Annotated in this window: 8 protein-coding genes and 1 pseudogene; 4 read left to right on the top strand and 5 right to left on the bottom strand. The window is 65.2% G+C overall.

The genetic code is table 11. The features are described from left to right. Nucleotides 1–22 precede the first annotated feature (22 nt). Both AC1DUN_RS18235 and AC1DUN_RS18230 read right to left on the bottom strand, forming a co-directional pair. Nucleotides 23–1,957, bottom strand: a complete 1,935-nt coding sequence (locus tag AC1DUN_RS18235) for a sensor histidine kinase (RefSeq protein ID WP_477715325.1) — start codon at nucleotides 1,955–1,957, stop codon at nucleotides 23–25. Nucleotides 1,958–1,993: 36 nt separating this feature from the next. Next, a complete protein-coding gene (locus AC1DUN_RS18230) occupies nucleotides 1,994–2,689 on the bottom strand; it encodes a response regulator (RefSeq protein WP_477715202.1) in 696 nt (231 codons plus the stop codon). Nucleotides 2,690–3,081: 392 nt separating this feature from the next. On the opposite strand from AC1DUN_RS18230, the pseudogene AC1DUN_RS18225 reads away from it, so the two are divergent. From AC1DUN_RS18225 to AC1DUN_RS18215, 3 genes and pseudogenes are all read left to right on the top strand, one after another. Continuing rightward, nucleotides 3,082–3,195, top strand: a pseudogene (locus AC1DUN_RS18225) (ESPR domain-containing protein); the annotation flags it as partial. A 126-nt stretch (nucleotides 3,196–3,321) separates the two neighbouring features. Next, nucleotides 3,322–8,181 (top strand): beta strand repeat-containing protein, encoded by a 4,860-nt coding sequence (locus tag AC1DUN_RS18220; protein WP_477715324.1) that lies wholly within the window; start codon nucleotides 3,322–3,324, stop codon nucleotides 8,179–8,181. Between the two features lie 229 nt (nucleotides 8,182–8,410). Next, a complete protein-coding gene (locus tag AC1DUN_RS18215; RefSeq protein WP_477715201.1) occupies nucleotides 8,411–9,064 on the top strand; it encodes a response regulator in 654 nt (217 codons plus the stop codon). Nucleotides 9,065–9,094: 30 nt separating this feature from the next. On the opposite strand, the gene AC1DUN_RS18210 is transcribed toward AC1DUN_RS18215, so the two are convergent. From AC1DUN_RS18210 to AC1DUN_RS18200, 3 genes are read right to left on the bottom strand one after another with little or no spacing between them, the layout of a single operon-like run. Continuing rightward, nucleotides 9,095–9,781, bottom strand: a complete 687-nt coding sequence (locus AC1DUN_RS18210; protein WP_477715200.1) for a response regulator — start codon at nucleotides 9,779–9,781, stop codon at nucleotides 9,095–9,097. Nucleotides 9,782–9,789: 8 nt separating this feature from the next. Beyond that, nucleotides 9,790–12,000 (bottom strand): CHASE domain-containing protein, encoded by a 2,211-nt coding sequence (locus tag AC1DUN_RS18205; RefSeq protein ID WP_477715199.1) that lies wholly within the window; start codon nucleotides 11,998–12,000, stop codon nucleotides 9,790–9,792. A gap of 12 nt (nucleotides 12,001–12,012) precedes the next feature. Beyond that, a complete protein-coding gene (locus AC1DUN_RS18200) occupies nucleotides 12,013–13,296 on the bottom strand; it encodes an ABC transporter substrate-binding protein (protein ID WP_477715198.1) in 1,284 nt (427 codons plus the stop codon). A 520-nt stretch (nucleotides 13,297–13,816) separates the two neighbouring features. On the opposite strand from AC1DUN_RS18200, the gene AC1DUN_RS18195 reads away from it, so the two are divergent. Next, nucleotides 13,817–25,777 (top strand): YDG domain-containing protein, encoded by an 11,961-nt coding sequence (locus AC1DUN_RS18195; RefSeq protein WP_477715197.1) that lies wholly within the window; start codon nucleotides 13,817–13,819, stop codon nucleotides 25,775–25,777. The last annotated feature ends 267 nt before the right edge of the window (nucleotides 25,778–26,044 follow it).

Raw genomic sequence — 26,044 nt, 5'->3', positions numbered from 1 at the left:
GCTTTTGTTGCAATCGGCGGAATCACATGGTTGCGGGGCGCTTTTCCGGCAGGCGCAAGGTCAGCCGTGTGCCGCTGGCTGAAGATTCCCAGTTCACCTCGCCGCTTATGGCCCGGGCGCGGCGCTGCTGGTTGGACAAACCTTTGCCGCCGCTTTGCAGCGCCTGGTCAACCGCGAAGCCCTTGCCGTTGTCGGTAATACTGACGCTGACCCAGCCGTCGGCCGCGCTGGTGGCCACGCGTATTTCGCTGGCCTGGGCGTGCTTGAGGATGTTGGCGAAAGCCTCCTGCAGGATGCGCAAAATGTGCAGCGCGCTTGAAGGGTCCAGCCAGTCCAGCGCGGGGAGTTCCTGAACTTCCCAGAGCAGCGTGATGCCGGTGCCTTCCAGCCGGGGCTCGAGCCGGAAACGCAGTGTGGCCAGCAGCAGCAACAGGTCGGCTTCAACCGGCTCCATCGAGTCGATGGCGAGCTTCAGGTCGTCCATGCAGTCCTTGAGAGTCTGCTTCACGCGTTCGTCGCTCATGCCGCCGACTTCGACGGAGCGGATGGCGCTGATCAGCGTCGAGCCCAAGCCGTCGTGCATGTCCTGCATCATGCGCTGGCGTTCGTGGCTTAGCATCTGCTGCTGGGCGATCTCGCGCAGGCTGCGGTGGCTGGCTTCAAGCTCGGCTTCGCGCGCCCGCAGGCGCTCGGCCAGGCTGGCGTTGACCTGCTCGACCTCCGCAATGGCGCCGGTGTAACGGCGGTACATCACGTAACCGAAGACGCTGAAGGTGATCGCGTTGGTATGCGGGCCCATGTACCAACTTTCGGGGCTGATGACATTGTTCTGTACCAACCAGTCGGTCGCGCTGAAGAGCGTGGCCAGCACCGTCCCGACGGCCACCACCATGGCGTCGCGCGAGCGCCCCCAGGCGTTGATGACGCCCGCCGCGCTGACGCTCACGCCCATCAGTGCGGTCACCGCATACAGCAGTGGTGTGGTCCTCGGCGTGTTGGGCAGGGCCGGCCATAGGGGCAGGGTCAGCAGGGCCATCAGCACGGACACGATGATCAGCGCCCGCGTCAGCCACGGTTGCTGGTGTCGGTGTAGCAGGCCGATTGAAAAGTGCACCACTGTGACCAGCCAGAACAGCGAGTTGACGGTGAACCAGGCAAACCAGTCGTTGGCAATCGGGTAGTTCACATAAAAATGCAGGCCCCGAATGAAGGACATGACCGCGAGCACAAAAAACAGCAGGTAGCCCGTCTCATGCCGGCGCCGCAGCCACACCAGCAGGGCGAAGATGCCGACCGCGAGGAAAGCCGAGCTGAACATGCCCGGCAATTCCTGCTGCAGCCATTGGCGGCCGTGGTAGCGCCAGCTGATGGCATCCACCGGGCCCAGCCACAGTGACGACAGCGCCACTTGGGTCGCCGCCGTGTGCTCGATGCGCAGCGTGATCTCGTGCGGCAGCCGGCCGTCCGGTGATTTCTCCAGCAGCACCCACAGCGGCGTGTGCGGGCTGTTCCATAAGGGGCCTTGCTGCTGCGCGGTGTGTATCAGGTGGCCGTCGGCATACACCGCGAGGGTGCCGTCGGTGCGCACGCGGGCCGCATACAGCGCCAGCGGCGCGGACGATGCCGGGACCGGCGGCACGGTCAGTCGAAACCAGCTGGTGCGTGTGACGGGCGCCGCGCCGGCGGATGCTGCAGCCCGGGCCTGTCCCAGCACCGAGACGGGCAAGGCGTGCGGCAGCGCAACGGGTTGCCAGTGGTCCAGCAGGGTTTGGCCGTCGAGGGTGAGCGGTGGCGAGGTGAAGCCCGCATCGGTTTGCACCTGCCAGTCAGCCTGGGTGAGATGCAGGGCCGCTGCGCTGGGGGAAGCACCCGAGCGGGTGTCCGCAGAGCCACAGGCGACAAGACCCGTCAGCACCGCGGCTGCTGCCAGCAGCGCTACGCGGGGCAAAAAACGCAGGAGCCGGTGGTTATGAAAGGGCATGCGCACGGGCAACTACTGCGACAGAATGCCCTGGTGCCTGGCTTCGTAGATCGCTTCCGCCTTGGAGGTGACCTTGAGTTTGCTGTAGATGCGCCGCACAAAAGTGCGCACCGTGAAGGGCGACAACTCCATCAGCCTGGCAATTTCCACCGCGGTGAAACCTTTGGTGATGTAGTCCAGCACTTCCTTTTCACGCGCCGACAGCAACGAGGACGCGTCGATATCGGCGGGCGTCGTGCCGGCGCCCGCTGCGGTGCTGCGGCGAAAGCGCGCCAGCACCTGCCGGGCGATGATGGGGCTGATCGGGCTGCCGCCGCTGGCCAGGCTGCGGATCTCGGCCACCATCTTCAGCGGTGAGCTGTCTTTCAGCAGGTAGCCGGCAGCGCCGGATTCGATCGACTGCATCACATGCGTCTCGTCGCCAAAATTGGTACTCACCATGATGCTGCAACCCGGCCACTGCTGGGAAGCCGCGCGGATCACGTCGATGCCCGAGCCATCGGGCAGGCCCAAATCAACCAGCAGCACATCGGCCGGCGGTTGCTTGAGCATCTGCAAGCCTTCGGCGCGGGTGCCCGCCGCGCCCACCAGGCGCATGTCAGAAGCGCCCTGCACCACGCGACTCAACGCCCCGCGAAAGCTCGGATCGTCCTCGACGATGGCGACGTGGATTACGGGCAGGTCTTGTTCAGCGGGCGGTGCATTCATCAGGCGACATTTTGCGACGGTTTCGGTCGCACGACTCGCTATTTGTGTAGATTGTTTGTTCTACATGCAAGCCGGTAACCGGTGGCTGGTCACCGGCAAAGCCTGTTCGCTGTCCCGTCGGTGCCGGTGACCATGCCACCCGGACGATCCATGTGCTATTGTTTTGATAGCTATTGGTGCCCATTTCTGCTGGTCTCGGGTCCAATATTGTGTCCGGGAGGGGCCCCTGAAGATATCTGGGTGTAGCGAATATGTGCGACAGACAGCGGCTTTCGTGTTTCGTACGATGACGGCCGGTCAGGCAGGCGTTCCACAACAGCCGGGGGCGCTGGCCCGACTGATTGGCGAGCAACCTGGTTCGCTGCAAGTCCCGCCCGTCAACGAAAGCTTCCATGAAAAGCCACGCCAGCATGAACCGTATTTACCGCCTCGTCTGGAACACCGCCCTGAGCCTGTGGGTGGCTGTGGCTGAGAACGCCAGAGGCAAAAGCAAGGGCGGCTCGGTTCGCTCAAGTGTGGATTGCAGTTCGGTTCATCAAGGTGATGGCAGGCATGGAGGCGAAGGTGGTAGCGGGTTCACGCTTAACGCCGTCTGCAAGGCGGCTCTTGGTGTTCTGTCTTCTCTCATCCTTATGGTTCCGCAGGCGCACGCTGCAGATGCGGCCAATGCGGCCGTCGTCGCCGGCGCAGGCACCGTCGCCACCGCGGGCAACGTCACCACGATCAACCAGGCGACGCAGAGGCTGGCGATTGACTGGACTTCACTGTCCACCCGTGCCAATGAGGCTTTGGTATTCAACCAGCCCAACGCGCGGGCGATTGCACTGAACCGCATCACCGGCAGCAGCCCCAGCGAGCTGCTCGGCAGCCTCACGGCCAACGGCCAGGTGTTTATCCTGAACCCGAACGGTGTGTTGTTTGGCGCCGGCTCCCAGGTCAATGTCGGCGGCCTTGTCGCATCGACCTTGAACATGAGCAATGCCGACTTCATGGCCGGCAACAACGTGTTCACGGGCTCCGGCGGCTCGGTGGTGAATCAGGGCACGCTGAACGCAGGGCAGGGCGGCTACCTGGCGCTGCTGGCGCCCGAAGTGCGCAATGAGGGTGTGATGACCGCCTCGCTGGGCACTGCATTGCTCGCGGCCGGCAACAAGGTCACGCTGAACCTCGACAACGGCAGCCTGCTGGGTTACAGCATTGACCAGGGCGCGATCAACGCGCTGGCGGAGAACAAACAGCTGATCCAGGCCAACGGCGGGCAGGTGCTGCTCGGCGCGAAAGCGCTCGACAGCCTGACCTCCGCCACGGTGAACAACACCGGCATCATTGAAGCGAAGACCCTTGCCAACAAGGCCGGCCGCATCATGCTGATCGGCGACATGGAACACGGCATGGTCAATATCGGCGGCATGCTGGATGCCAGCGCCCCCGATGGCGGTGACGGCGGTTTCATCGAAACCAGTGCCGCGAACTTCAAGATCCTGCCGGGCTTCAGGGTCAATACGCGGGCGCCGCAAGGCAAGAACGGCAACTGGCTGCTGGACCCGGCCACGATGACCATTGCGAGCGGTTCAGGTGCGGCGGCCAACACCATTTACGAGGACACGCTTGAAGCCGCGGGTTCCGACATGACCATCCAGGCCACGGACTCGATCAACGTGACGGGCAACTTCTCCAATGCCGATGTGGAAATGCCCAGTGGCCTGAACCTCATCATCAAGACCACCGGGGCAAGCGGCACCGGCATAGACCTCACGGGCAGCGGGGACGGCACCGCCCTGACCTTCAAGGTCTCAGGCGGCGGCACGATTAACGTGAATACAGCCTCGGCGTCCCAGTCCATCAAGAGTTCCGGGCTGGCCGTGACGGGCGGCGCCGGCACGATCACCGTCAACTCCGCCGGCGCGCTGGATATCAGCAACGCGGTTGTGCAGACTGCCGGAGGGGCGATCTCGCTGACCGGGGCGGGCCAGGCCGGAAACTCGGGCGTGCTGGTGTCCCAGAGCACGGTGAACGCCGGCACCGGCACGCTGACCATCAACGGCATCACGGCGGACACGGCGCAGTACGGTGTGTTGCTGGACCGTGCCACCTTCATCAGCGGCAATGCCAACATCAACAGCGCCAATTCAGCCATCAAGCTGGCGGGCAGCAGCCTGACCAGCAGCGGAAACATCAGCATCGATGCGTCCAATGCCAATTCAGGCAATCACGCGGTCGAGCTGGTCAACAGCGGGGCCACACAGACCAATGTCAGTACCACTGGCAGCGGCACCATCAACATCACCGGCAAGCTCAAGAGCGGCGGCGCCGCTGCTGTCGCCGCCAGCGGCGCGGCGGCAGGCGTGGCCATCGCCAACTCCAACGTCGCAGGCGGCGCCGGCACCGTCACCATCATCGGCGAGTCGGGCTGGGGCACCATCATTGCCCAGGCGGCCCGCGGGGTGCGGCTGGACTCACTGGCCAAGGTCACGGGTACGGGCAACATCGCCGTGACCGGCAACGCACACACCACTTCGACGGCCCACAGCGTCGCCGTTGAGCTGGGCACCGGCTCCGAGGTGTCCAGCACCGGCGGCAACGTGGAGGTCAGGGGCCAGATGCTCAGTGCCCTCGCCGCCGCCGCGGATACCAAGGGCATCATTGCCAAAGGCAAGCTGCAGTCCGGCGCGGCCAGTCGCATCTTGCTCGACGGCCTCGCTGATATGGACGATGGCACGACCGGTATCGGCATCCTGGTCGATGCCGGCGCCGACCTGATCGCGGGCACGGGCGGGCTCTCCGTTTCAGGTGCTGGGGTGGGCCTCTCGACAACGGCAACGTTCACGGGCATCTCCATGGCGGGCGGCAGCCTCAGCTCGACCGGTGCGATCAGCATGGACGGCCGCGGGAATTCGGCGGTGGTACACGCCGCCGGTTCCCAGGGCCTGAGCCTGACCGGCGGCAGCATCAACTCCAACGGCGCGGCCATGTCGCTGCTCGGGTCGGGTATGGCGCCGGCCTCGCCGGCCACCAACTTTGACCTGAACATCAACGGCACCGGCATCAACAGCGGGGGCGGGGACATCGCGCTGCGCGGTGACCGTGTCAACATCGGCAGTGCCGTCAACGCGGGCGCGGGCAGGGTGACGATCAATACGAACAGCAGCTTCCGGGCGATCACGCTTGGCGGGGCGTCTGAAACCGCCGCCATGAACCTGAGCAATGGCGAGCTCAACCGGATCACCGCTTCGGGGATCGTGATCGGAAGCACCATCAACACCGGCGGCATCGTGATCGGCAACACCGGGGGCGATATCAACCTGGCCAGCTCGCCGACCCTGAGCCTGATCAACAACAACATCACGGGCGCGATCAGCCAGACGGGGCCGACGGCCTTCACCGTCGCCAACCTGAAAGCCGATGCACGAAGCGTCATTCTGGCCAACGCTATCAACCAGATCAGCCAGGTCAGCGGGCGCGCCTACGGCACGGGCAATTTCCAGGTTGGCTCCAACTCTGCGCTGTCTGTGGGGACAGTAGACGGAACGGCCGGTATCACCCAGTCCGGCACCGGTCTTGTTGCGCTGACCAGCCGCGGCGCCCTGTCGCAAACCCAGGCCATCGTCGCGAACACCTTGCAGGCCAGAAGCACTGGAGGCATGACGCTGGCCAACGCAGGCAACCAGATCCAGAATTTCGACAGCCTTAGCAACGGCACATCGGGCGACATCACCCTTCGCAACACCGCCGCCACCGCCAGCTTCCAGGGCGGCCTCAACAGCGCCGGCCGCGTCGATATCGCCAACACGGGCAATATCTTGATGGTGGGCTCCTACATGCCTTTTTTGAGCAACGCCACGGGTACGACTGCGGGCACCGCCGGCTTCAGCATGGTGGCCACGGGCGGCATCAGTACGCAAACTGTCCAGACCAACATCAATCCCCTCTTTGGTGGCTCGGTCTACCTGGAGGCGGGCAACGGCAGCATAGGCGCCAGCACCGCCCGCCCCATCACCATTTACACGACCGGCCCGGTCGTTGCGGTGGCGAGCGGCGCCGGTTCACAGGTCAACCTGGACCTGGCCTACGGCGGCACCCTGGAAAACGTCAGTGCAACGGGCGCGGTGAACGTCACCGCTGCCTTCGACCTGGCGGTCAAGACGGTGTCCGGCAGCTCGGTCACCCTCAGCTCCGCGCTCGGAGCCATCCTTGATGCCAATGGCGCGGCCAACAACATCACCGCCGCCACGCTCAACGCGACCGCTCTGAACGGCATCATGCTGGGCACCAACGTGACGGGCTTGCAAACCCTGGCGACCACGGCCGCCGCGGGCGACATCAACCTCACCGCTGCCAATGCGTTGAGCAGCAGCAACCTCAGCATCAGCACCGATGCCGGGTCCGTCCAGACGGTCAGCGTTTCATCCGCCGCCGGCATCACGGTCGACAACGCCTTCGGCAATGCGCAGGACAAGCTCAAGCTGACCACGACCGCCGGCAACATCGCCATCAATGGCGCGCTGACGGCCAGCGAACTCACGCTGAACACCGCCGGCACCAGCACTCAAACCGCGGCCATCACCGCCATCGGCCTGGAGCTGCTGGGCACCGGCACGCACACCCTTAACAACGCAGGCAATGCGGTGACGACGCTGGCGGGCAACACCGGCAATGCCGAGTACTCGCAGGCCGGTGCCCTGGCTGTCGGCACGGTCAACACAGCAGGCCTTAGCGCCAGTGGCAAGGTGCTGGTGCGTACCACCGGCGCGGCCAGCGACCTCACCTTGAACAACAGCGTGAGCTCCGGCAGCGCGGCCAACGATTCGCTGGTGCTGGCCGCCGGGCGCAACTTTGTGAACAACGCGGGCGCCGGCGCGCTCAACCCAGGAGCGGGCCGCTTCCTTGTCTATTCGACCAGTCCTGTTGCCAGCACCCTGGGCGGCCTGGTTTCCACCGGCAACGCCTTTGGCCGTACCTATGCGGGCAACCTGCCGTCAGACGCCTCCATGACTTCGCTGAGCGGCAACCGCTTTGTCTACAGCTTTGTGCCTACGCTCAATGTGAGCGGCGACAACCAGAGCAAGGCATACGGCGGCGTCGACCCCGCTCTTACCTACACCGTCAACAGCGGCCTGGTGGCGGGCGACACCGCGGCCAGCGCGCTGAGCGGCGCCTTGTCGGCGCCCACAGGCGCCGCCGCGACCGGCCCCACACATGCGATTACGCAGGGCACGCTGGCATCGGCCCTGGGTTACAGCATCGCCTATACCAGCGGCACCTTGACGGTGATGGGTGTGCCGTCCCCCGCACCTTCACCGACGACGCCTTCTCCCGGCGTGGGCGCGGCGCTGGAGGGGGCTTATATGACCGCGCTCAACACCATTGCCGGCACGGACAAACTCATGGGCAACAGCATCGACAGTGAATCGAAGGTGCTGGATGACGCCGCGCTTATCAAGGCGCTGAATACGGCTGCTGCCGAGGCCGAGGGGCAGGACAAAGCCGAATAGGCCGCGCCGTTTTTGAGGGCCGCTGGCCCCCCGTCCCAACCTTCCCCCAGAGGGGAAGGAGTACATGCAGCTCTTGCTCCCTCCCCCGCTGGGGGAGGCTAGGGTGGGGGCTTGCCGCAGTGTCACCAGAACTGGGGACAGACAGTTCAGCGGCCCTTTGCCACAGTAGGGCAGTCATCAAGTCCGGCGCCGGGCCGTGTCCTTGTTGCCCAGGCCTGGAGAAGCTGGATTGAACTGCTGTCCCACCACCGTCTTGCTTGCCGGAGGCGACGCGCTGATGCGTGACGGCCTCAGGATGCTCTTGTCCGGCCAGGACAGTTTCGAGGTCGTTGCCGAGACCGGCGACGGTGAGGCCGTGCAGGCGCTGGTGCACCGGCTGTTGCCCCAGCTGGTGCTGCTGGACATGGATCTTCCCGGCACGCATGGCCTGGAGATTGCGTCCGCCATCAAGGCCGGCTTCGGCGGTGCCGTCAAGGTGTTGCTGCTGACCGGCGAGCTGCAGCCCGCTATCCTCAGGCGGGCGCTATTGGCGGATGCCGACGGCTATGCGCACAAAAGCGAGGACGGCGACGAGTTGCTGTGCGCGGTGCACGCCGTGCTGGCCGGCCGCCAGCATGTCAGCCGCGGCATCGCGGCGGTCTTTTTGCCGCGCTCCCTTCGCATGGAGAGGGCCGGTGAAGCGCAGACGGCCACGCCGCGCCAGCGCGAGATCATGTCGCTGGTGGCGCACGGCCTGGGCAACCGCGAGATCGCCAAGCTGCTGGCCATCAGCGTGCTCACGGTGCGCACCCACCGGCAAAATCTGATGGAAAAATTCCGGCTGCACAACGCAGCCGAGATCACCGCCTGTGCTGTGCGGCGCGGCTATTACACGCCGCACTGAAGGGGGTCTGCCGGAGCAAGACCCGGCAGATCACGCCGGAACGTAATAGCCCCTCTGCACCGCATAGGCAGTAATCTCCGCCGCATTCCGCAAAGAAAACTTCTCCATCAAGTTCTGCCGATGCGTCCGTACTGTCAGCACACTGATCGCCAGCAACTCGGCGATCTCGCGGTTGCTCAGGCCGCGCGCCACCAGCGACATGATCTCCCGTTCCCGAGGTGTCGCGACCAGCTTGTCTCCGGCGTAGTCCACCAATTGGGCGCGTGGTGAAAAGGCCGCGGCGATATTGCGGCTCACATATTGCCGCCCGGCCAGCACGGCGTGCACGGCCTGCAGCAGCTCGGCGCTGTCTTCGCTCTTGTGCACATAGCCGTCGGCGCCTGCTGCCAGCGCCTGCCTGACGGAGTCTGCCTGCAGGTCGCCGGTGAGCACCAGGACCTTGACGGCTTCGCCCAGCTCGGCCTTGATGCTGGCGGCGATCTTCACGCCGTGCTGGCCTGGCAGGCCCAGGTCCAGCAGCAGGAGCTGGGGCTTGAATTGCCGCACCAGCGCCTCGACCGCATTGCCGTCGCCGGTTTCCGCGACCACCTCAAAGCCGGTCTGGGTGCCCAGCAGCATCTTCAGGCCGTCGCGCATCAGCACATGGTCTTCCGCAAGAAGGATCCTGGTGGTCGCGATGGTGGAGGGGGTGGAGAGGGTGGAGAGGATGGATGTCATGGTGATGCTCATTGAATGCTTTTCATCAACGCGGCCAGCACGCGCGGCTCCACCGGCTTGTAGAGCAGGCGCAAGCCGTTGCGGGCCGCCTCGGCAAGCGTTTCGGCGGAAGTATCGCCGGTGATGATGACGGCGGACACCTGCCGGCCCAGGCGGCGCTCCACCGCCTCGACGATCTCGGTGCCGGTGACGCCATTGCCCAGGTGGTAATCCGTAAGCACCAGTGCCAGCGAGTCCGCCAGATCGGCCGCGGCGTTGATCGCCTCCCCCAGCGTGGCGGCCACACGCACCGGGTGGCCCCATTCGGCCAGCAGGCGCTGCATGGACTCGCGCACCTCGGGGTCGTCGTCAACCACCAGCACGCTGCCGGTGAAATGGTCGCGCAGGTCAGCGGGGACCGTGGTCGCGAGCTCGGGCGCCGCCGCGCGCGGCAGCGTGACGGAAAACACCGAGCCCTTGCCGGGTGTGGAGCGCACACCGACCTGCCCGCCCAGCAAGCGCACCGAGCGCAACACAATGGCCAGGCCCAGGCCCAGGCCGTGCTCGCGGTCGCGCGCCACATTGGGCACCTGGTAGAACTCGCCGAAGATGCGTGCGCGTTCCTCGTCGGCGATGCCTATGCCGGTGTCGAACACCTGAAATTCCAGCGTCTGGCCGCGCGGCCTGCATCCGACCAGGATGCGGCCCTGCTCGGTGTAGCGCACCGCGTTGGCGACCAGGTTGGACAGCACACGCGCGAACACCAGCGGGTCGGTGTCGACCCAGAGGCCACGCGGCGCAAAGACCTTGAAGCCCAGGCCCTTGGCCCCGGCCGGTCCGACGAAGGCGTTGTTGAGTTCCGCCAGCAATTGCGCCACCTCCACCGGCCGCCGCGCCACCTCCACCGTGCCGCTGTCCAGCCGCGACAAATCAAACAGGCCGTTGAGCAGCCGGCCCAGCCCGTTGAGCGCCAGCTGCAAGCGCTGCGCGATGTGGCTCACTTCCGCGCCGGGGATCTGTGCGCGCCCGGCCATGGCCTGCAGCGTGGCGACAAACAGGCTCAGCGCCTGTATGGGCTGGCGCAGGTCATGACTGGCGACCGCCAGGAACTGCGACTTCGCGCGGCTGGCCGCTTCGGCATGCTCCTTGGCGCTGCGCAGGCTTTCGGCGGCGCTGAGCGCGCGCAGGCGCCGGCGCAGCAAAACCCAGGTCAGCAGTGCCAGCATCACGCTGGCCGCGGCGCCCAGGCGGGCCACCAGCTGCAGCTTGCTGATGGCGATGGCGGTGGTGAAATTGGGCAGGGAGCGCGCCGTCAGCGTCCAGCCGTAGCCGCCCACCTCCACCTGCTGCGTCGCGTAAAACAGCTTGACGGCCGACTCGCCGCCCACGCGGTCGCTGTAGGTGTCTATCAGCTGGTCATCGTCCTGCCCCGCGCCGTCGTAGACCTCGACGGTGATGTTGGCGCGCTCGCCCAGGATGTTGTCCATCAGGCCGTCCATGCTGAAGGCGGCGTAAATCCAGCCCACGATGTTCGCGCGGCGCTCGGCCAGCGTGCCCTGCGGTTTGCCGTTTTTATAGACCGGCAAATACATGCGGTAGCCGGCCTGGACCTGGGCCGCGTCCTCCTCGGGCAGCTTGACCTTGTTGGAGACCGCGATGCCGCCGCTGTCGCGCGCGGCCTCCATCGCGGGCCTGCGCGAGGGCTCGGCGAAATAGTCCGTGCCCAGCGTGCTCAGGAAGGAAGAGCCGGTGGGCTCGAAGTACAGCGCCGAGGTGCTGGCGCCGCTGTCGCCGGGTGCTTGCACCGTGTAGGCCGGGAAGCCCTGGCTGCGCACCGCGGCGATGTGGCGCTCACGCTCGCTGGGCGGCACGATGAGCGCGAAACCCATGCCCTGCAGGCCCGGGTGGTTCTGGATGCGCAGGTTGGCGACAAAAGACTGGAAGTCGCCGCGCTGCACCTGGTCGGAGGTGGCGAACAGGCCGTGCGTGGCGCGCAGCGCCTGCTCATAGGCCAGCATGCGCTCGCGGAAAAGGCTGGTGGTCTCGCGCACCCGCGCATCGAACTCGCCCTGCAGCACCAGCTCGATCTCCCGGCGCTCGCGCTCCCAGAAATACCAGGCGGCGGCCAGCGCCAGGCCCAGCACCACACAGGGCAGCAGGTAGCTGAAAAAGCGCAGCCGCCTGAACGCCGCGGGCCGGGCTTTGGGCACGCCGGGTGAAGAAAGCACTTGATCTGCCATGGGTTAACGCTGTTAACGCTGGTAGGGCAGCAGGATGCGCTCGGCCTCGGCCTGCGCATCCTTCAAGGCCTGTTGCGGCGTCTTGGCGCCGGTGAGGGCCGCCGCCAGGCCGGCGTTGAGCGCGCGCGTCACACGCTGGTTCTCATGCGTGGAAAGCTCGGCCACGGCCTGCTGCAGCTGGTCGCGCGCGACGGCCGCCTTCGGGAAGTCCATCACATGGTCCCTCATGGTGCGTGTCTCCCAGGCGGCCGGGCTGACGGCGATATAGCCCGAATCAATGCCCCAGCGCGCGGTGCGCTCGGGCGCGACCATCCACTGGATAAAACGGAAGGCGGCTTTTTGCCGCGCTGGCGTGGTCTTGCGGAACACATAAAAATTGCCGCCGCCCGTGGGCGATCCAAAGCGCTTGTTGCCGGGCAGCATGCCCACGCCGAAGTCAAACCCGGCCTTGGCCTTGAGGTTGCCCAGGTTGCCGCTGGTGGTCCAGATCATCGCGGCCTTGCCGCCCAGGAAGTCGTTGGGTGTGCCGCCCCATTCGACAATGCCCGGCGGGTGCACCTTGTGCTCGCGCGACAGGCCCACCCAGTACTGGAGCGCCTCCACCACGGCGGGCTTGTCGAAATAGGTGCGGGTGCCGGCCGCGTTCATGAGTTCGGCGCCATTGCCCGTGGCCAGCCCCTGGAACAGCCAATAAGGAAATCCGGAGGACGGTATCTGCACACCCCACTGCATGGTGTTGCCCTGCGCATCGTGCCGGGTCAGCTTGCGGGCGTAGTCGGCCATCTCGCCCCAGTCGGCGGGCGGCCGTTCCGGGTCCAGGCCGGCCTGCTTGAAAAGCTCCTTGTTCCAGTAGAGCAGGATGGTCGAGCGCTGAAAGGGAATGCCCCAGGTCTGGCCCGCGGCGCGGCTGTTGGTCATCAAGGCCGGGTAAAAGCTGCGCAGCCAGGCCACATCGTCGGCATTGGCGACCAGGTCGTCGAATGCCACGATGGCGTTGGCGTCGATCAGCGTGTACATGTCGACGGCAAACAGCACGGCCGCGTCGGGGGGCGTGCCGCTCTTGTGCGCCGTCAGCGCCTTGACGATGGAGTCCTTGTAGGTGCCGGTGTAGACGGGCTTGACGCGGATGTCGGGATGGCTGTTTTCAAAATCGGCCGCCAGCGCCGAAATGCTTTTGGCAACGGGGCCGCCCACCGCGATGGGGAAATAAAAAGAGATTTCCGTCGGCTCGGCTCGGCCCGCACCGGCAATGGCCAGCGCGGCCAGCAACAGCGCGGCTTTCAGAATGTTCGACATAGCGCTTCCCGGCCCTCTTTTATTGTCTGCCCGCGACTTCCCGCCGGCTTGCCCGGCGGTGCATGGCTGCCGCCGTTGCCACACAGCATACACAGCACCGTGCAAGCACCCTGCCAACAATCATGCGCGTACACCCTCCGGGTCACAGGCATGGTATGCCGGGCTGGCGTTGCTGTCTGTCCCCAGTTTTGGGGACAAGCCATAGCACTCTCCCCACTATCTCCACCCATCAACCCACCACTACTGCATCGGCAGTATTGCCGCACACAAGCTTGTTACACAGAATCGCCCGCATGTGATCAGAGTCCATGCCTCCCGCCATCCGGTGAAGAGTTGAAGAGGTGATGAAAGTGCGCGGCCCGAAAGGGAAATTTTCACATGGGCGCGGCCGCGGTGTCCCCATAACTAGGGACATACAGGCGGAGAGTGGACTTTTACGATTTGCACGTTTTGTCACGGGTGCGCGCGAAGCGCGAGCCCGTGGCCAGTAGTCGCCTTAGTTTTTTTGGAAGTCCTCATCATGAAAAGCCACGCCAGCATGAACCGCATCTACCGTCTTGTCTGGAATGCTGCCCTGAGCCTCTGGGTGGCCGTGGCGGAGAACGCCAAGGGGCGCAGCAAGGGCGGTTCGGCGCGCGGCAGCGTGCAGTGGGATGACGTAGAGGCGCAAGGAGGAAGTGGTGGTGATGGCGGCGGTTCGGGCTTCAGGCTCAATACTGCCTGCCGGGCGGCATTGGTATTGCTGGCCTCGCTGGCGGTGCTCACGCATGAAGTACGCGCGGCCGATGCGGCCAATGCCAGTGTGTCGGCTGGGGCCGCCGGCATATCCACGATGGGCAACACCACCACCATCAACCAAAGCACCCAGCGTGTGGCCATCGACTGGACCTCGCTGTCCACCGCGGCCAATGAGGCGCTGCGATTTAACCAGCCGAATGCGGCGGCCATTGCGCTGAACCGCATCACGGGCAGCAGCCCGAGTGAACTGCTGGGCAGCCTCACGGCCAACGGCCAGGTGTTTATCCTGAACCCCAACGGCGTGCTATTTGGCGCGGGCTCGCAGGTCAACGTCGGCGGGCTGGTGGCTTCGACGCTGTCCATGAGCAATGCCGACTTTATGGCCGGCAACCATGTGTTCAGCAACAACGGCGCGAGCGGTTCCGTGGTGAACCAGGGCACGCTGACGGCGGCCAACGGCGGCTATATCGCCTTGTTGGCGCCCGAGGTGCGCAACGAGGGCGTGATAGGCGCGACGCTGGGAACGGCCCTGCTGGCGGCCGGCAACAAGGTCACGCTCAATATCGACAACGGCAGCCTGCTGGGCTACAGCATCGACCAGGGTGCAGTCAATGCGCTGGCCGAGAACAGGCAGCTCATCAAGGCCGACGGTGGGCAGGTGCTGCTCTCGGCCAAGGCCATGGACAGCCTGACCACGGCCACAGTGAACAACACCGGCGTCATTGAAGCCAAAACGATTCAGAACAAGGCCGGCCGCATTTTGCTGATGGGCGACATGGAGACCGGAACGGTCCATGTGGGCGGCACGCTGGATGCGAGCGCCCCCAATGGCGGCGACGGCGGGTTTGTTGAAACGTCTGCCGCGCATGTCAAGGTGGCCGACAGCGCCAGGGTCACTACGCTGGCCGCTGAAGGCAGCGGCGGCCGCACCGGAAAATGGCTGATAGACCCGAACGACTTCACCATCTCCGCCACGGGCGACATGTCTGCCACGGCCGTCCAGGCCGCCCTGACCGGCGGCAATTTTGAAATCGCCACCGCCACCATGGGCACGGCCGGCGGCAACGGCGACATCCATGTCAACCAGGCCATCAACCGGACGGACAGCAACACCTTCACCTTGACCGCCGAGCGCGACATCAATATCAACCAGGCTATCGGGAAAAGCGCTGGAGGCGCGGCTGGTTTGACAATGACCGCCGCGGGCAATATCGGTTTTAACGCCAATGTCTTTTCCTCCTCCGGCGCCCTGGCGCTGACGGCCAACGCCGGCGGCGACATCACCGGCGGCGGAACCCTGAACACGAACACCGGCGCGATAGACATGACGGCCGGCGGCAGCATCGGCGACCTGGGGCAGATCAATGCGGGCAGTTTGAAGCTGAAAGCCACCACGGGTGAACTGATCGTGAATAGCGGCGTGGACTGGCGAGCCAGCTCCTTCGACCTGTACGCGGGCACGAACATCCGGGGAAGCGACCCCAACTCCGCCGCCAACGTCATGGTCTTGGGCAACGGCAACTTCACTGCGTCAGCGGGCAACACGGGCAACGGCCGAATACGCGTGAACGCCTCCAGCGGCGCTATAGGCACGCTCAACCTGACTTCGCAGGGAACGGGCGGCGGCGGGCAGATCGATTTCAGCAGCGACTCGGCCGTCGGAAACCCGATCATCACCGCCGCCCATGATGTGAGCGTCAGCGTGAGCGGCAACCTTGACTTCAACGCCCTGACCCTGACGGGCGTCAACCAGAACGTCAACATGGCGGCCAACGGCGGCACTCTGACGCTGGGTGCCTTTAATGCCGGAACGGGCAACCTGACTTTGTCGGGCGGCTCCATTGCCATGGGCGGCGCCCTGAGCGCCAAAGACCTTAGCCTGAGCGCGACCAACGGCCTGAACATCAACCAGGACCTCACGGCGACCGGCAACCTGGCGCTCGCCGCGAGCAATGCGGCCATCCAGCAAACCGCCGGTGCCCTGGTGGTAGGCGGTACGACCAGCGTCAACGCCGGCGCGGGCCAGGTCAGCCTGACCGGCGCCAACAGTTTCACCGGCGCGGTCAGCGTCAGCAACCTTGGCGCGAACAATGTCGCCATCAACGCCGGCAGCGGCTCGCTCACGCTGGGCACCTCATCGGTCGGCAGTGGCACGCTGGCTCTGAGTGCGACCGACGCCGCCGCGGGCGACATCACCATCGCCAACGGCGCGACCGTCGGCGCGAACGGCGGCAATGTGCAGCTCACCGGCCGCGACATCACCTTCAACGGTACAGGCGCTGTCACCACCACGGGCGACGTCTATCTGGCCGGGCGGAACATCCGGCAGGGCGGCACCGGCGTTGCCGTCACGGCCAACAACCTGGCGATACGCTCCAGCGGCTACGTCGGCAACAGCGGCGCTGCGGACAAGCTCAATACCCAGGTGAACAAGCTCTCTGCCGTGGCGCCGGGCGCGATCTCGGTGAGCAACACCGGCGCGCTGACGGTTGACACCGCCACTTTCGCGGGTTCGACGGTTCCGGGCGGCGCCATCGCCGGCGTGAGCAGCACGGGCGGCGCGATCTCGCTGGCTACCGTCGATACCGGCGGGGCGACGGACAACCTGACGCTCAACCAGGCCGTCAGCACCACCGGCGGCAGCGCCAACACCATCACGCTGGCAGCCGACGACCACTATGCGCAAAACGCGCTGACGGTGTCCACCGTGGGTGCGAACGTGGCCATCAGCGCGGGCCGTACCCTGACGGCCACGGGCAGCGGAGGCGCCGCCATCAGGACTTCGGGCGCGGCCAGCAGCATGGACACCAACGGCTCGGACGCCGGCAACATCCAGCTCAGCACCAGTGGTGCCAATGGCGGCTCGATCACCGTGACTGGCGACCTCGCCGCGCAAGGCACCAGCGGAAATGCGGGCAGCACCACGGCCAGCAACAACGCCACTTCCGGTGGCAAGGGCGGCAATGTGAGCGTGACCACGGCCACCGCCGGCGCCGGCATCGCCATCTCGGGCAATGTGCTGGCCAATGGCGGCAATGGCAGCGGTGGCGGCACCAACTTTGCCTGGATGTTCGGCACGGGCGGCAACGGCGGCAACATCACGCTGAGGAACACGGGCAACAGCGGCGCCGGCAGCATCAGTGTGGGCAATCTCTCCGCCCAGGGCGGCCAGGCGGGATACATCGGCAATGGCGGCAGCGGCGGCACCGTCCTGGTGACAACGGCCGGTACGGGCGCGGCTTCCATCACCACGGGGACCATAGGCACCTGGGGCGGCAAGTACGTCGCCAACTCCCAGCCCGGCAGCAACGGCGGCAATGCCGGCAACGTCACGCTGGGCACGGTGGGCGCGGGCGCCACCATCCAGTTCGGCAACCTTGACGCGCACGGCGGCGCGGGCTCGCTCAACCGGGTCAACACCAACTACGGCAGCGCGACCATTGTGTCGGGCACCGGCGGCACTGTCAGCATCACCACCACGGGCGCCAATTCCGACATCACCGGTAGCGGCAATGTTTCCAGCTATGTCGAAAATGCCGGTTGCAGCAACGGCGCCACTTGCTCCATAGGCGCCGCGGGCAATATCACCCTGAATGCCAGCAACGGCAGCGTGAGCCTGGCCGGTAACGCCAATGCCAAGGGTGGTAATGCCCTGGGCGGCGCCGCCGTGGCCAACAACGGCGGCGCGGGCGGCAGCGTGACCGTGATTGCCGGCAACGCCAACCACAATGTCTCGATTGGCGGCATTGACGCGACGGGCGGAACCGCCCTGGCCGGCGGCACCGCAGGCGCCAGCAAGGCGGTGGTCGTGACCGCCGCGGACGGCTATGTGCAGCAGGTGCCCGGCAGCTGGTTCAACGGCTCCTCGGTGGCCGTGTCGGCCAACCGCGGCATAGGCGCTGGCACGGGGGCGGGCGACCTGAGCCAGCGCCTGGGCATCATCCCGGTGACGGGAACGGCGCGCAATGCGATCAGCGGCGTCTTCACGGCTACGCGCCAGGGCAACACGCGCGTCATCTATGGCGGCGGCAACGTGTCTTTGGCCGGCACCCAGGTGCAGAACCTGTTCACGACGGGCGACATCGACATCGCCACCAGCAATGGCTCGCTCACGGTGAACGGCCTGGGCCGCAACGGCGCCGGCAACATCAGCCTGAGCGCGGGTGGCGGAAACGACCTGACCATCAACACCAGCGGCACGCTGTCGGCCGTCAACGGCAATATCCGGCTTGAAGCCGGGCGTGACGTCATCTTCTCGAACAACGCAAGCGCCCAGACCACGACCGGCGACATTTACGTTTCTGCCGGCGCGAACGTCCAGCAGGCCGGTACCTCCACGGCGTTGACCGCCAACAACCTGGCGGTCCGCGCCGGCGGCTACATCGGTGACGGCGCGGGCGGTGACAACGCGCTCAATACCAGTGTCAATGCGCTCTCGGCCGTGGCCGGCAGCAACATTGGCATCAGCAACAACAATGCGCTGGTAATCGACCAGGTGACGTTTGGCGGTGGCACCGTTCCCGGCGGCGCGATCAACGGTGTGTCGACCACGGGCACCGGCAATGTCGCCGTCGGCACCACGGGCGGCGCGCTGACGGTGACGGCACCTGTTTCCGTGGCCGATGGCACGCTGGCCCTCAGCGGAACGACTGACCTGGCACTCAACAACACCGTCAGCAACCCTACACGCGCGGTGCAGCTCACCGCCGGCAGCGGCAGCATCAGCGGCACGGGCCAGGTGACGGCTGGCGCGCTGACGGCCACCGCGGCCACCGGCATCAGCCTCGGAGCCGATGCGGCGGCACTGACAGCTACCAGCACTTCAGGGCCTATCGCCGTGACCCTGGCCAACGGCGGCGGCATCGAGAACGTTGCCACCACGGGTACGGTGAACCTGACCGCCACAGCCGGCAACCTGGACGTGAAGACGGTTTCCGGCTCGGATGTGACGCTGACCGCTTCGGCCGGCGCGATCACCGATGCCAACGGCAGCGCCAACAACATCACGGCCACGACGCTGACCGCCTCGTCGCGGGACGGCATCGCGCTGGGCGCCAACACCACCGGCCTGCAGAGCTTTACCACCACGGGTGCCACCGGCGACATCGCCGTGGCCACCGACAATGCGCTGGACACCGCCAACTACAGCATCAGCACCGACAGCGGCTCCGCGCAAAACGTCAGCCTGACGTCCAACTCCACCTCGGGCATCACGGTGGGCAATGCCTTTGCCTCCACCAACGACAACATCAGTCTGACCGCCACGGCGGGCGACATCAGCCTGGGCAGCGCCATCGGCGCCGCGGGCCTGGCGCTCAATGCCCAGGGCAGCATCAATGCGCCGGCGGCCATCAATGTCAGCGGTGTGTTTGAACTCAAGGGCGGCGCTTTCAGCCAGGTTGGCACCTTGCCCACATTCTCCGCAGGTGACTTCCGCATCAGCGGCGGAACCTTTGTGCGCGCGCTGGGCGGTGACGGCCTGAGCACCAACACGGCCTACCGGATTGCCGACATTTACGGCCTGCAGGGCGCGGGCTCCGACGGCATGCTGGACAAGAACTTCAAGCTGGCCAACAACATTGATGCCAGCGGCACCGTGAACTGGAACGCGAGTGCGGGCTTCAAGCCGATAGCCGCCGGTACGCTATTTACCGGCAGCCTGGACGGCGGCGGTCATGTGGTCGACCAACTGGTCATCAACAGGCCTGGCGACAGCAACGTTGGTTTAGTCAGTTACCTCAATGGCGGGACGGTCTCCAACCTGGGGCTGACGGGCGGCAGCGTCACCGGCAACGGCTCTGTAGGCGCGTTGGTGGGCAGCGTCATTGGGACGATCACCAACAGTCATAGTTCGGCGACCGTGAACGGCATGCAGATCGTGGGCGGGTTGGTCGGCGCGAACAATGGAACCATCAGCAACAGCTATGCAAGCGGCAGTGTGACCGCCGGGAATGATGTGGGGGGCTTGGCGGGAGTCAACAACGGAACCGTGAGCGGCAGCTACGCCACCGGCACCGTGGTCGGTACCAATGCCAATGCCGGCGGGCTGGTGGGATCCAACAACAACGGCGGCACCATCGCCAACAGCTATGCCAGTGGCGCTGTGAGCACCAGCAGCGACAATACGACGGGTGGCCTTGTGGGCACCAACAGCGGCATCATCACCAACAGCTATGCCACCGGTGCTGTGGCGGGAACCTCCAGCGCAGGCGGCTTGGTGGGCTTGGACAACAGCGGCACGGTGACCGGCAGTTTCTGGGACACCCAGACCACGGGCCAGGCCACCACCGCGGGCGGCGGCACGGGCATACTCACGGCGGACATGATGAAGGCCCAGACCTTTATCGACGCCGGCTGGAACGCCAGCAACGTGGGCGGCGACGGAACCATCTGGCGCATCTATGAAGGCAACACCGGCCCGCTGCTGCGCAGCTTCCTGACTGCGCTGAACCTGGGCGACACCAGCTTGACCTACAACGGCGGCACGCAGACGGGCCCCGTCATCGCCGTCGTTGGCGTGTCGGGCAGCAACGCCAGCGGGCGCAATGCGGGCAGCTACCGCACGGGCTATTACTCGAACCAGCAGGGTTATGACATCATCGGCGGCGGGCTGAGCATCGCCAAAGCCGACCTGACGCTGAGCAGCAGCAATGTGACCAAGACCTACGACGGCACGCTCTCAGCCGCCGGCACGGCGGTGGCCGCGGCGGGCACGGCACTGCTGGGCGGCGACACCGCCAGCGGCGGCAGCTTTGCCTTTGCCGACAAGAATGCGGGCACGGGCAACAAGACGGTGACAACGGCCGGCGTGACGGTCAATGACGGCAATGGCGGCAACAACTACAACGTCAGCTATGCCGACAACACGACCAGCACGATCAACAGGGCCAACCTGACGCTGTCCACCAGCAACGTCACCAAGACCTACGACGGCACCACCGGTGCGACAGGTACGGTGGTGGTAACGGCAGGCACGGTGTTCGCCGGCGACAGTGCCACGGGCGGAACCTTTGCCTTTACCGACAAGAATGCCGGCAGCGGCAACAAGACGGTGACGACAACAGGCGTGACGGTGGGTGACGGCGTGAACAACGCCAACTACAACGTCAGCTATGCAGACAACACTACCAGCACGATCAACAGGGCCAACTTGACGCTGTCCACCAGCAACGTCACCAGGACCTACGACGGCACCACCGGTGCGACAGGTACGGTGGTGGTAACGGCCGGCACGGTGTTCGCAGGTGACAGTGCCACGGGCGGAACGTTTGCCTTCACCGACAAGAACGCCGGCAATGGCAACAAGACGGTGACCACGACGGGCGTGACGGTGGGCGACGGACTGAACAACGCCAACTACAACGTCAGCTATGCCGACAACACGACCAGCACCATCAACAAGGCAAACGTGACGCTGTCTACCAGCGACGTCACCAAGACTTATGACGGTACGACAGGCGCCACAGGCGCGGTGGTGGTAACGGCCGGCACGGTGTTCGCAGGTGATAGCGCCACGGGCGGAACGTTTGCCTTTACCGACAAGAATGCCGGTACGGGCAACAAGACGGTGACGACAACAGGCGTGACGGTGGGTGATGGCGTGAACAACGCCAACTACAACGTCAGCTATGCCGACAACTCCACCAGCACCATCAACAAGGCCAACCTGACGCTGTCCACCAGTAACGTCACCAAGACCTACGACGGCACGACCAGCGCGACGGGTGCAGTTGTAGTGACGGCCGGTACGGTGTTCGCCGGCGACAGTGCCACCGGCGGAACGTTTGCCTTCACCGATAAGAATGCCGGCAGCGGCAACAAGACGGTGACGACAACAGGCGTGACGGTAGGCGATGGCGTGAACAACGCCAATTACAACGTCAGCTATGCAGACAACACTACCAGCACGATCAACAGGGCCAACCTGACGCTGTCCACCAGCAACGTCACCAAGACCTACGACGGCACGACAGGCGCCACAGGCGCGGTGGTGGTAACGGCCGGCACGGTGTTCGCCGGCGACAGCACCACCGGCGGAACGTTTGCCTTTACCGACAAGAATGCCGGCAGCGGCAACAAGACGGTGACGACAACAGGCGTGACGGTGGGCGATGGCGTGAACAACGCCAACTACAACGTCAGCTATGCCGACAACACCACGAGCACGATCAACAAGGCCAATGTGACGCTGTCCACCAGCGACGTCACCAAGACTTATGACGGTACGACAGGCGCCACAGGCGCGGTGGTGGTAACGGCCGGCACGGTGTTCGCAGGTGATAGCGCCACGGGCGGAACCTTTGCCTTTACCGACAAGAATGTGGGTGCCGGTAACAAGACGGTGACGACCAGCGGCGTGACGGTGGGTGACGGCGTAAACAACGCCAACTACAACGTCAGCTATGCCGACAACACCACGAGCACGATCAACAAGGCCAATGTGACGCTGTCCACCAGCAACGTCACCAAGACCTATGACGGAACGACAGGCGCTACAGGCGCGGTGGTGGTAACGGCCGGCACGGTGTTCGCAGGTGACAGTGCCACTGGCGGAACGTTTGCCTTTACCGACAAGAATGCGGGTACCGGCAACAAGACGGTGACCACGACGGGCGTGACGGTGGGCGACGGCCTGAACAATGCCAACTACAACGTCAGCTACGCCGACAACACGACCAGCACCATCAACAAGGCGAACCTGACGGTGACGGCCAATGCGGTGAGCAGGACCTATGACGGCACGCTGAGCGCCACGGGTACCGGTACCGTCGCTACCCTGGCAGGTGCCGGAGCGGGTGAGGTCGTGAATGCCGCTGGTAGCCAGGCTTTCCTGGACAAGAACGCTGGTACCAGCAACAAGACGGTGCGCGCCAGCGGCGTGACGATCAAGGACAGCGGCAACGTGGACGTCACGGGCAACTACAACATCGCCTATGTCGACAACACGACCAGCACCATCAACAAGGCGAACCTGACGGTGACAGCCAATGTGGTGACCAAGACCTATGACGGCACCACCAGCGCCACGGGTACAGGCACGGTGGCCGCGCTGGCCGGGGCTGGCGCGGGTGAGGTGGTCGATGCCGCCGGCAGCCAGGCCTTCCTGGACAAGAACGCTGGTACTAGCAACAAGACGGTGCGCGCCAGCGGCGTGACCATCAAGGACAGCGGCAATGCTGACGTGACGGGAAACTACAACATTACCTACGCCGACAACACCAGCAGCACCATCAACAAGGCCGACGTCACCCTGTCCACCAGCAACGTCACCAAGACCTATGACGGCACGACCGGCGCAGCAGGTACGGTGGTGGTGACGGCCGGCACGGTGTTCGCAGGCGACAACGCCACGGGCGGAACGTTTGCCTTCACCGACAAGAATGCCGGCACGGGCAACAAGACGGTGACGACCTCGGGTGTCACGGTGGGTGACGGCGTGAACAACAGCAACTACAACGTCACGTATGCCAACAACACGACGAGCACCATCAACCAGGCCAACCTGACGCTCACCACCAGCAATGTCACCAAGACCTATGACGGCACGGTGGCCGCTTCCGGCACGGCCACAGTGGCGGCCGGTACGCTGTTTGGCGGTGACAGCCTGGCGGGCGGCAGCTTTGCCTTTACCGACAAGAACGCCGGTACGGGCAACAAGACCGTGACGACCACCGGCGTGGCGGTCAACGATGGCAATGGCGGCAACAACTACAACGTCAGCTACGCCGACAACACCACGAGCACCATCAACAAGGCCAACCTCACGGTGACGGCCAATGCGGTGATCAAGACTTACGACGGAACGCTCAATGCCACGGGTACGGGCTCCGTCGGTGCGCTGGCAGGCGCAGGTGCGGGCGAGGTAGTCAATACCGCCGCCACGCAGGTCTTTACCGATAAGAACGTGGGCAGCGGCAACAAGACGGTGCAGGCCAGCGGCCTGACCATCAAGGACAGCGGCAACGTGGATGTCACGGGCAACTACAACATCGCCTATGTCGACAACACGAGCAGCACCATCAACAAGGCCAACCTGACTTTGTCGACCTCCGACGTCACCAAGACCTATGACGGCACGACCGGCGCAGCGGGCACGGTGGTGGTGACGGCCGGCACGGTGTTCGCCGGCGACAACGCCACGGGCGGCAGCTTCGCCTTCACCGACAAGAACGCCGGCACGGGCAACAAGACGGTGACGACCAGCGGGGTGACGGTGGGCGATGGCGTCAACAACGCCAACTACAACGTCAGCTACGCCAACAACACCACCAGCACCATCAACCAGGCCAACCTGACGGTGTCCAGCGCCAACATCACCAAGACCTATGACGGCAACACGACGGCCGCGGGCAGCGCGACCGTGACCGGCGGCACGCTGTTCAGTGGCGACAGCCTGACGGGCGGCAGCTTCGCCTTTACCGACAAGAACGCCGGCAACGGCAACAAGACCGTGACGACGGTGGGTGTCACGGTGGGCGATGGCGTCAACAACGGCAACTACAACGTCACGTACGCCGACAACACCACCAGCACCATCAATCCCTTTGCGGTGAGCGTGTCGGGCACGCGCAGCTATGACGGCACGGCCAATGTGGCGGCCGGCGTGCTGAACCTCGGCCCGCTGGTGGGCGGCGAAACCCTGGGCCTCTCGGGTACGGCCACCATGGCCGACAAGAATGTGGGCGCCAACAAGGCGCTGACGGTCGCCGGCCTGAGCCTGGTGGACGGCAGCGGCCTGGCCAGCAACTACACCTTCACGGGCGGCACGCAGCAGGCCAGCATCACCCAGGCCAGCCTCACGGTGGGCAGCAGCAACGTCACCAAGACCTATGACGGCAACCTGTCGGCGGCAGGCACGGCCACCGTCACGGCGGGCACGCTGTTCAGCGGCGACAGCCTGACGGGCGGCACATTCGCCTTTACCGACAAGAACGCCGGCACCGGCAACAAGACGGTGACCACTTCGGGTGTCACTGTGGGTGACGGCATCAACAATGGCAATTACAGCGTCACATACAGCAATAACACGACCAGCACCATCAACAAGGCCGACCTGACGGTGACGGCCACGGGCGTCAACAAGGTGTATGACGGCAGCACCGTGGCCGCGGTCACTTATGGCGACAACCGCGTGGCCGGCGATGTGGTCGGCATCACGGGAACCGCCACCTTCGCTGACAAGAATGCCGGCACAGGCAAGGCCGTCGGCGTGAACGGCATCAGCACCTCAGGTACCGATGCCGGCAACTACAACCTGCTGAACACCAGCACCAGCACCACGGCCAGCATCACACCCAAGGCGCTGACCGTGACGGCCAACGGCGACACCAAGCTGTACGACGGCTCGGCCTACCACGGCGGCAACGGCGTGAGCTACAACGGCTTTGTGGCGGGCGACACCTCGGCTGACATCGGTGGTGCGCTGGCCTATGGCGGCTCCTCGCAGGGGGCCGTGGCCGCAGGCAACTATGTGATCACGCCGGGCGGGCTGAGCTCGATCTCGGGCAACTATGCGCTGGGCTTTGTGGACGGCGCGCTCAGCATCACGACCTCCAATGCCAGCACCGCGGCGCTGGGGAATGCCGGCCTGGTCAGTTCGTATGACGCGGCCTTGCAAGCCGTTGCCGGCCTTGGCGCTTCGTCGGGTGGTGGCGCTGGCGGCGGCGGCTTCGGTGGTGGTGATGCGGCTGCCGATGCGCTGGCTGCGGCTGCCGCTGAAGCCGGCAAGACCGGCGAGGAGTAAGGAGCCGGGTCTTGCTCCGGCGGACGCGCTCCTGCCTCCTCATCCTCCTCTTTCCTCTTCTTGGTTCTGCTGGCCGGGTCTCGCCCCGGCGGGCGACTTACTTTCTTTTGCTTCGCCAAAAGAACGTAAGCAAAGAAAAGGCGACCCGCAGTCTGGGTCCCTCCGCTGCGCTACGGGCAACCTGCGGTGCTCGAGCCAAGCGGGGTCTGGCTAAACTCGCTGCGTTTCACTCCGCTCAGACAACGCCAGCCCTGATCCGCTTGTCTC

It is taken from the genome of Polaromonas sp. P4_F6, assembly GCF_056401275.1.
The sequence above is the reverse complement of the archived record's forward strand: the minus strand, read 5'-3'. Positions and strand labels throughout refer to the sequence as shown.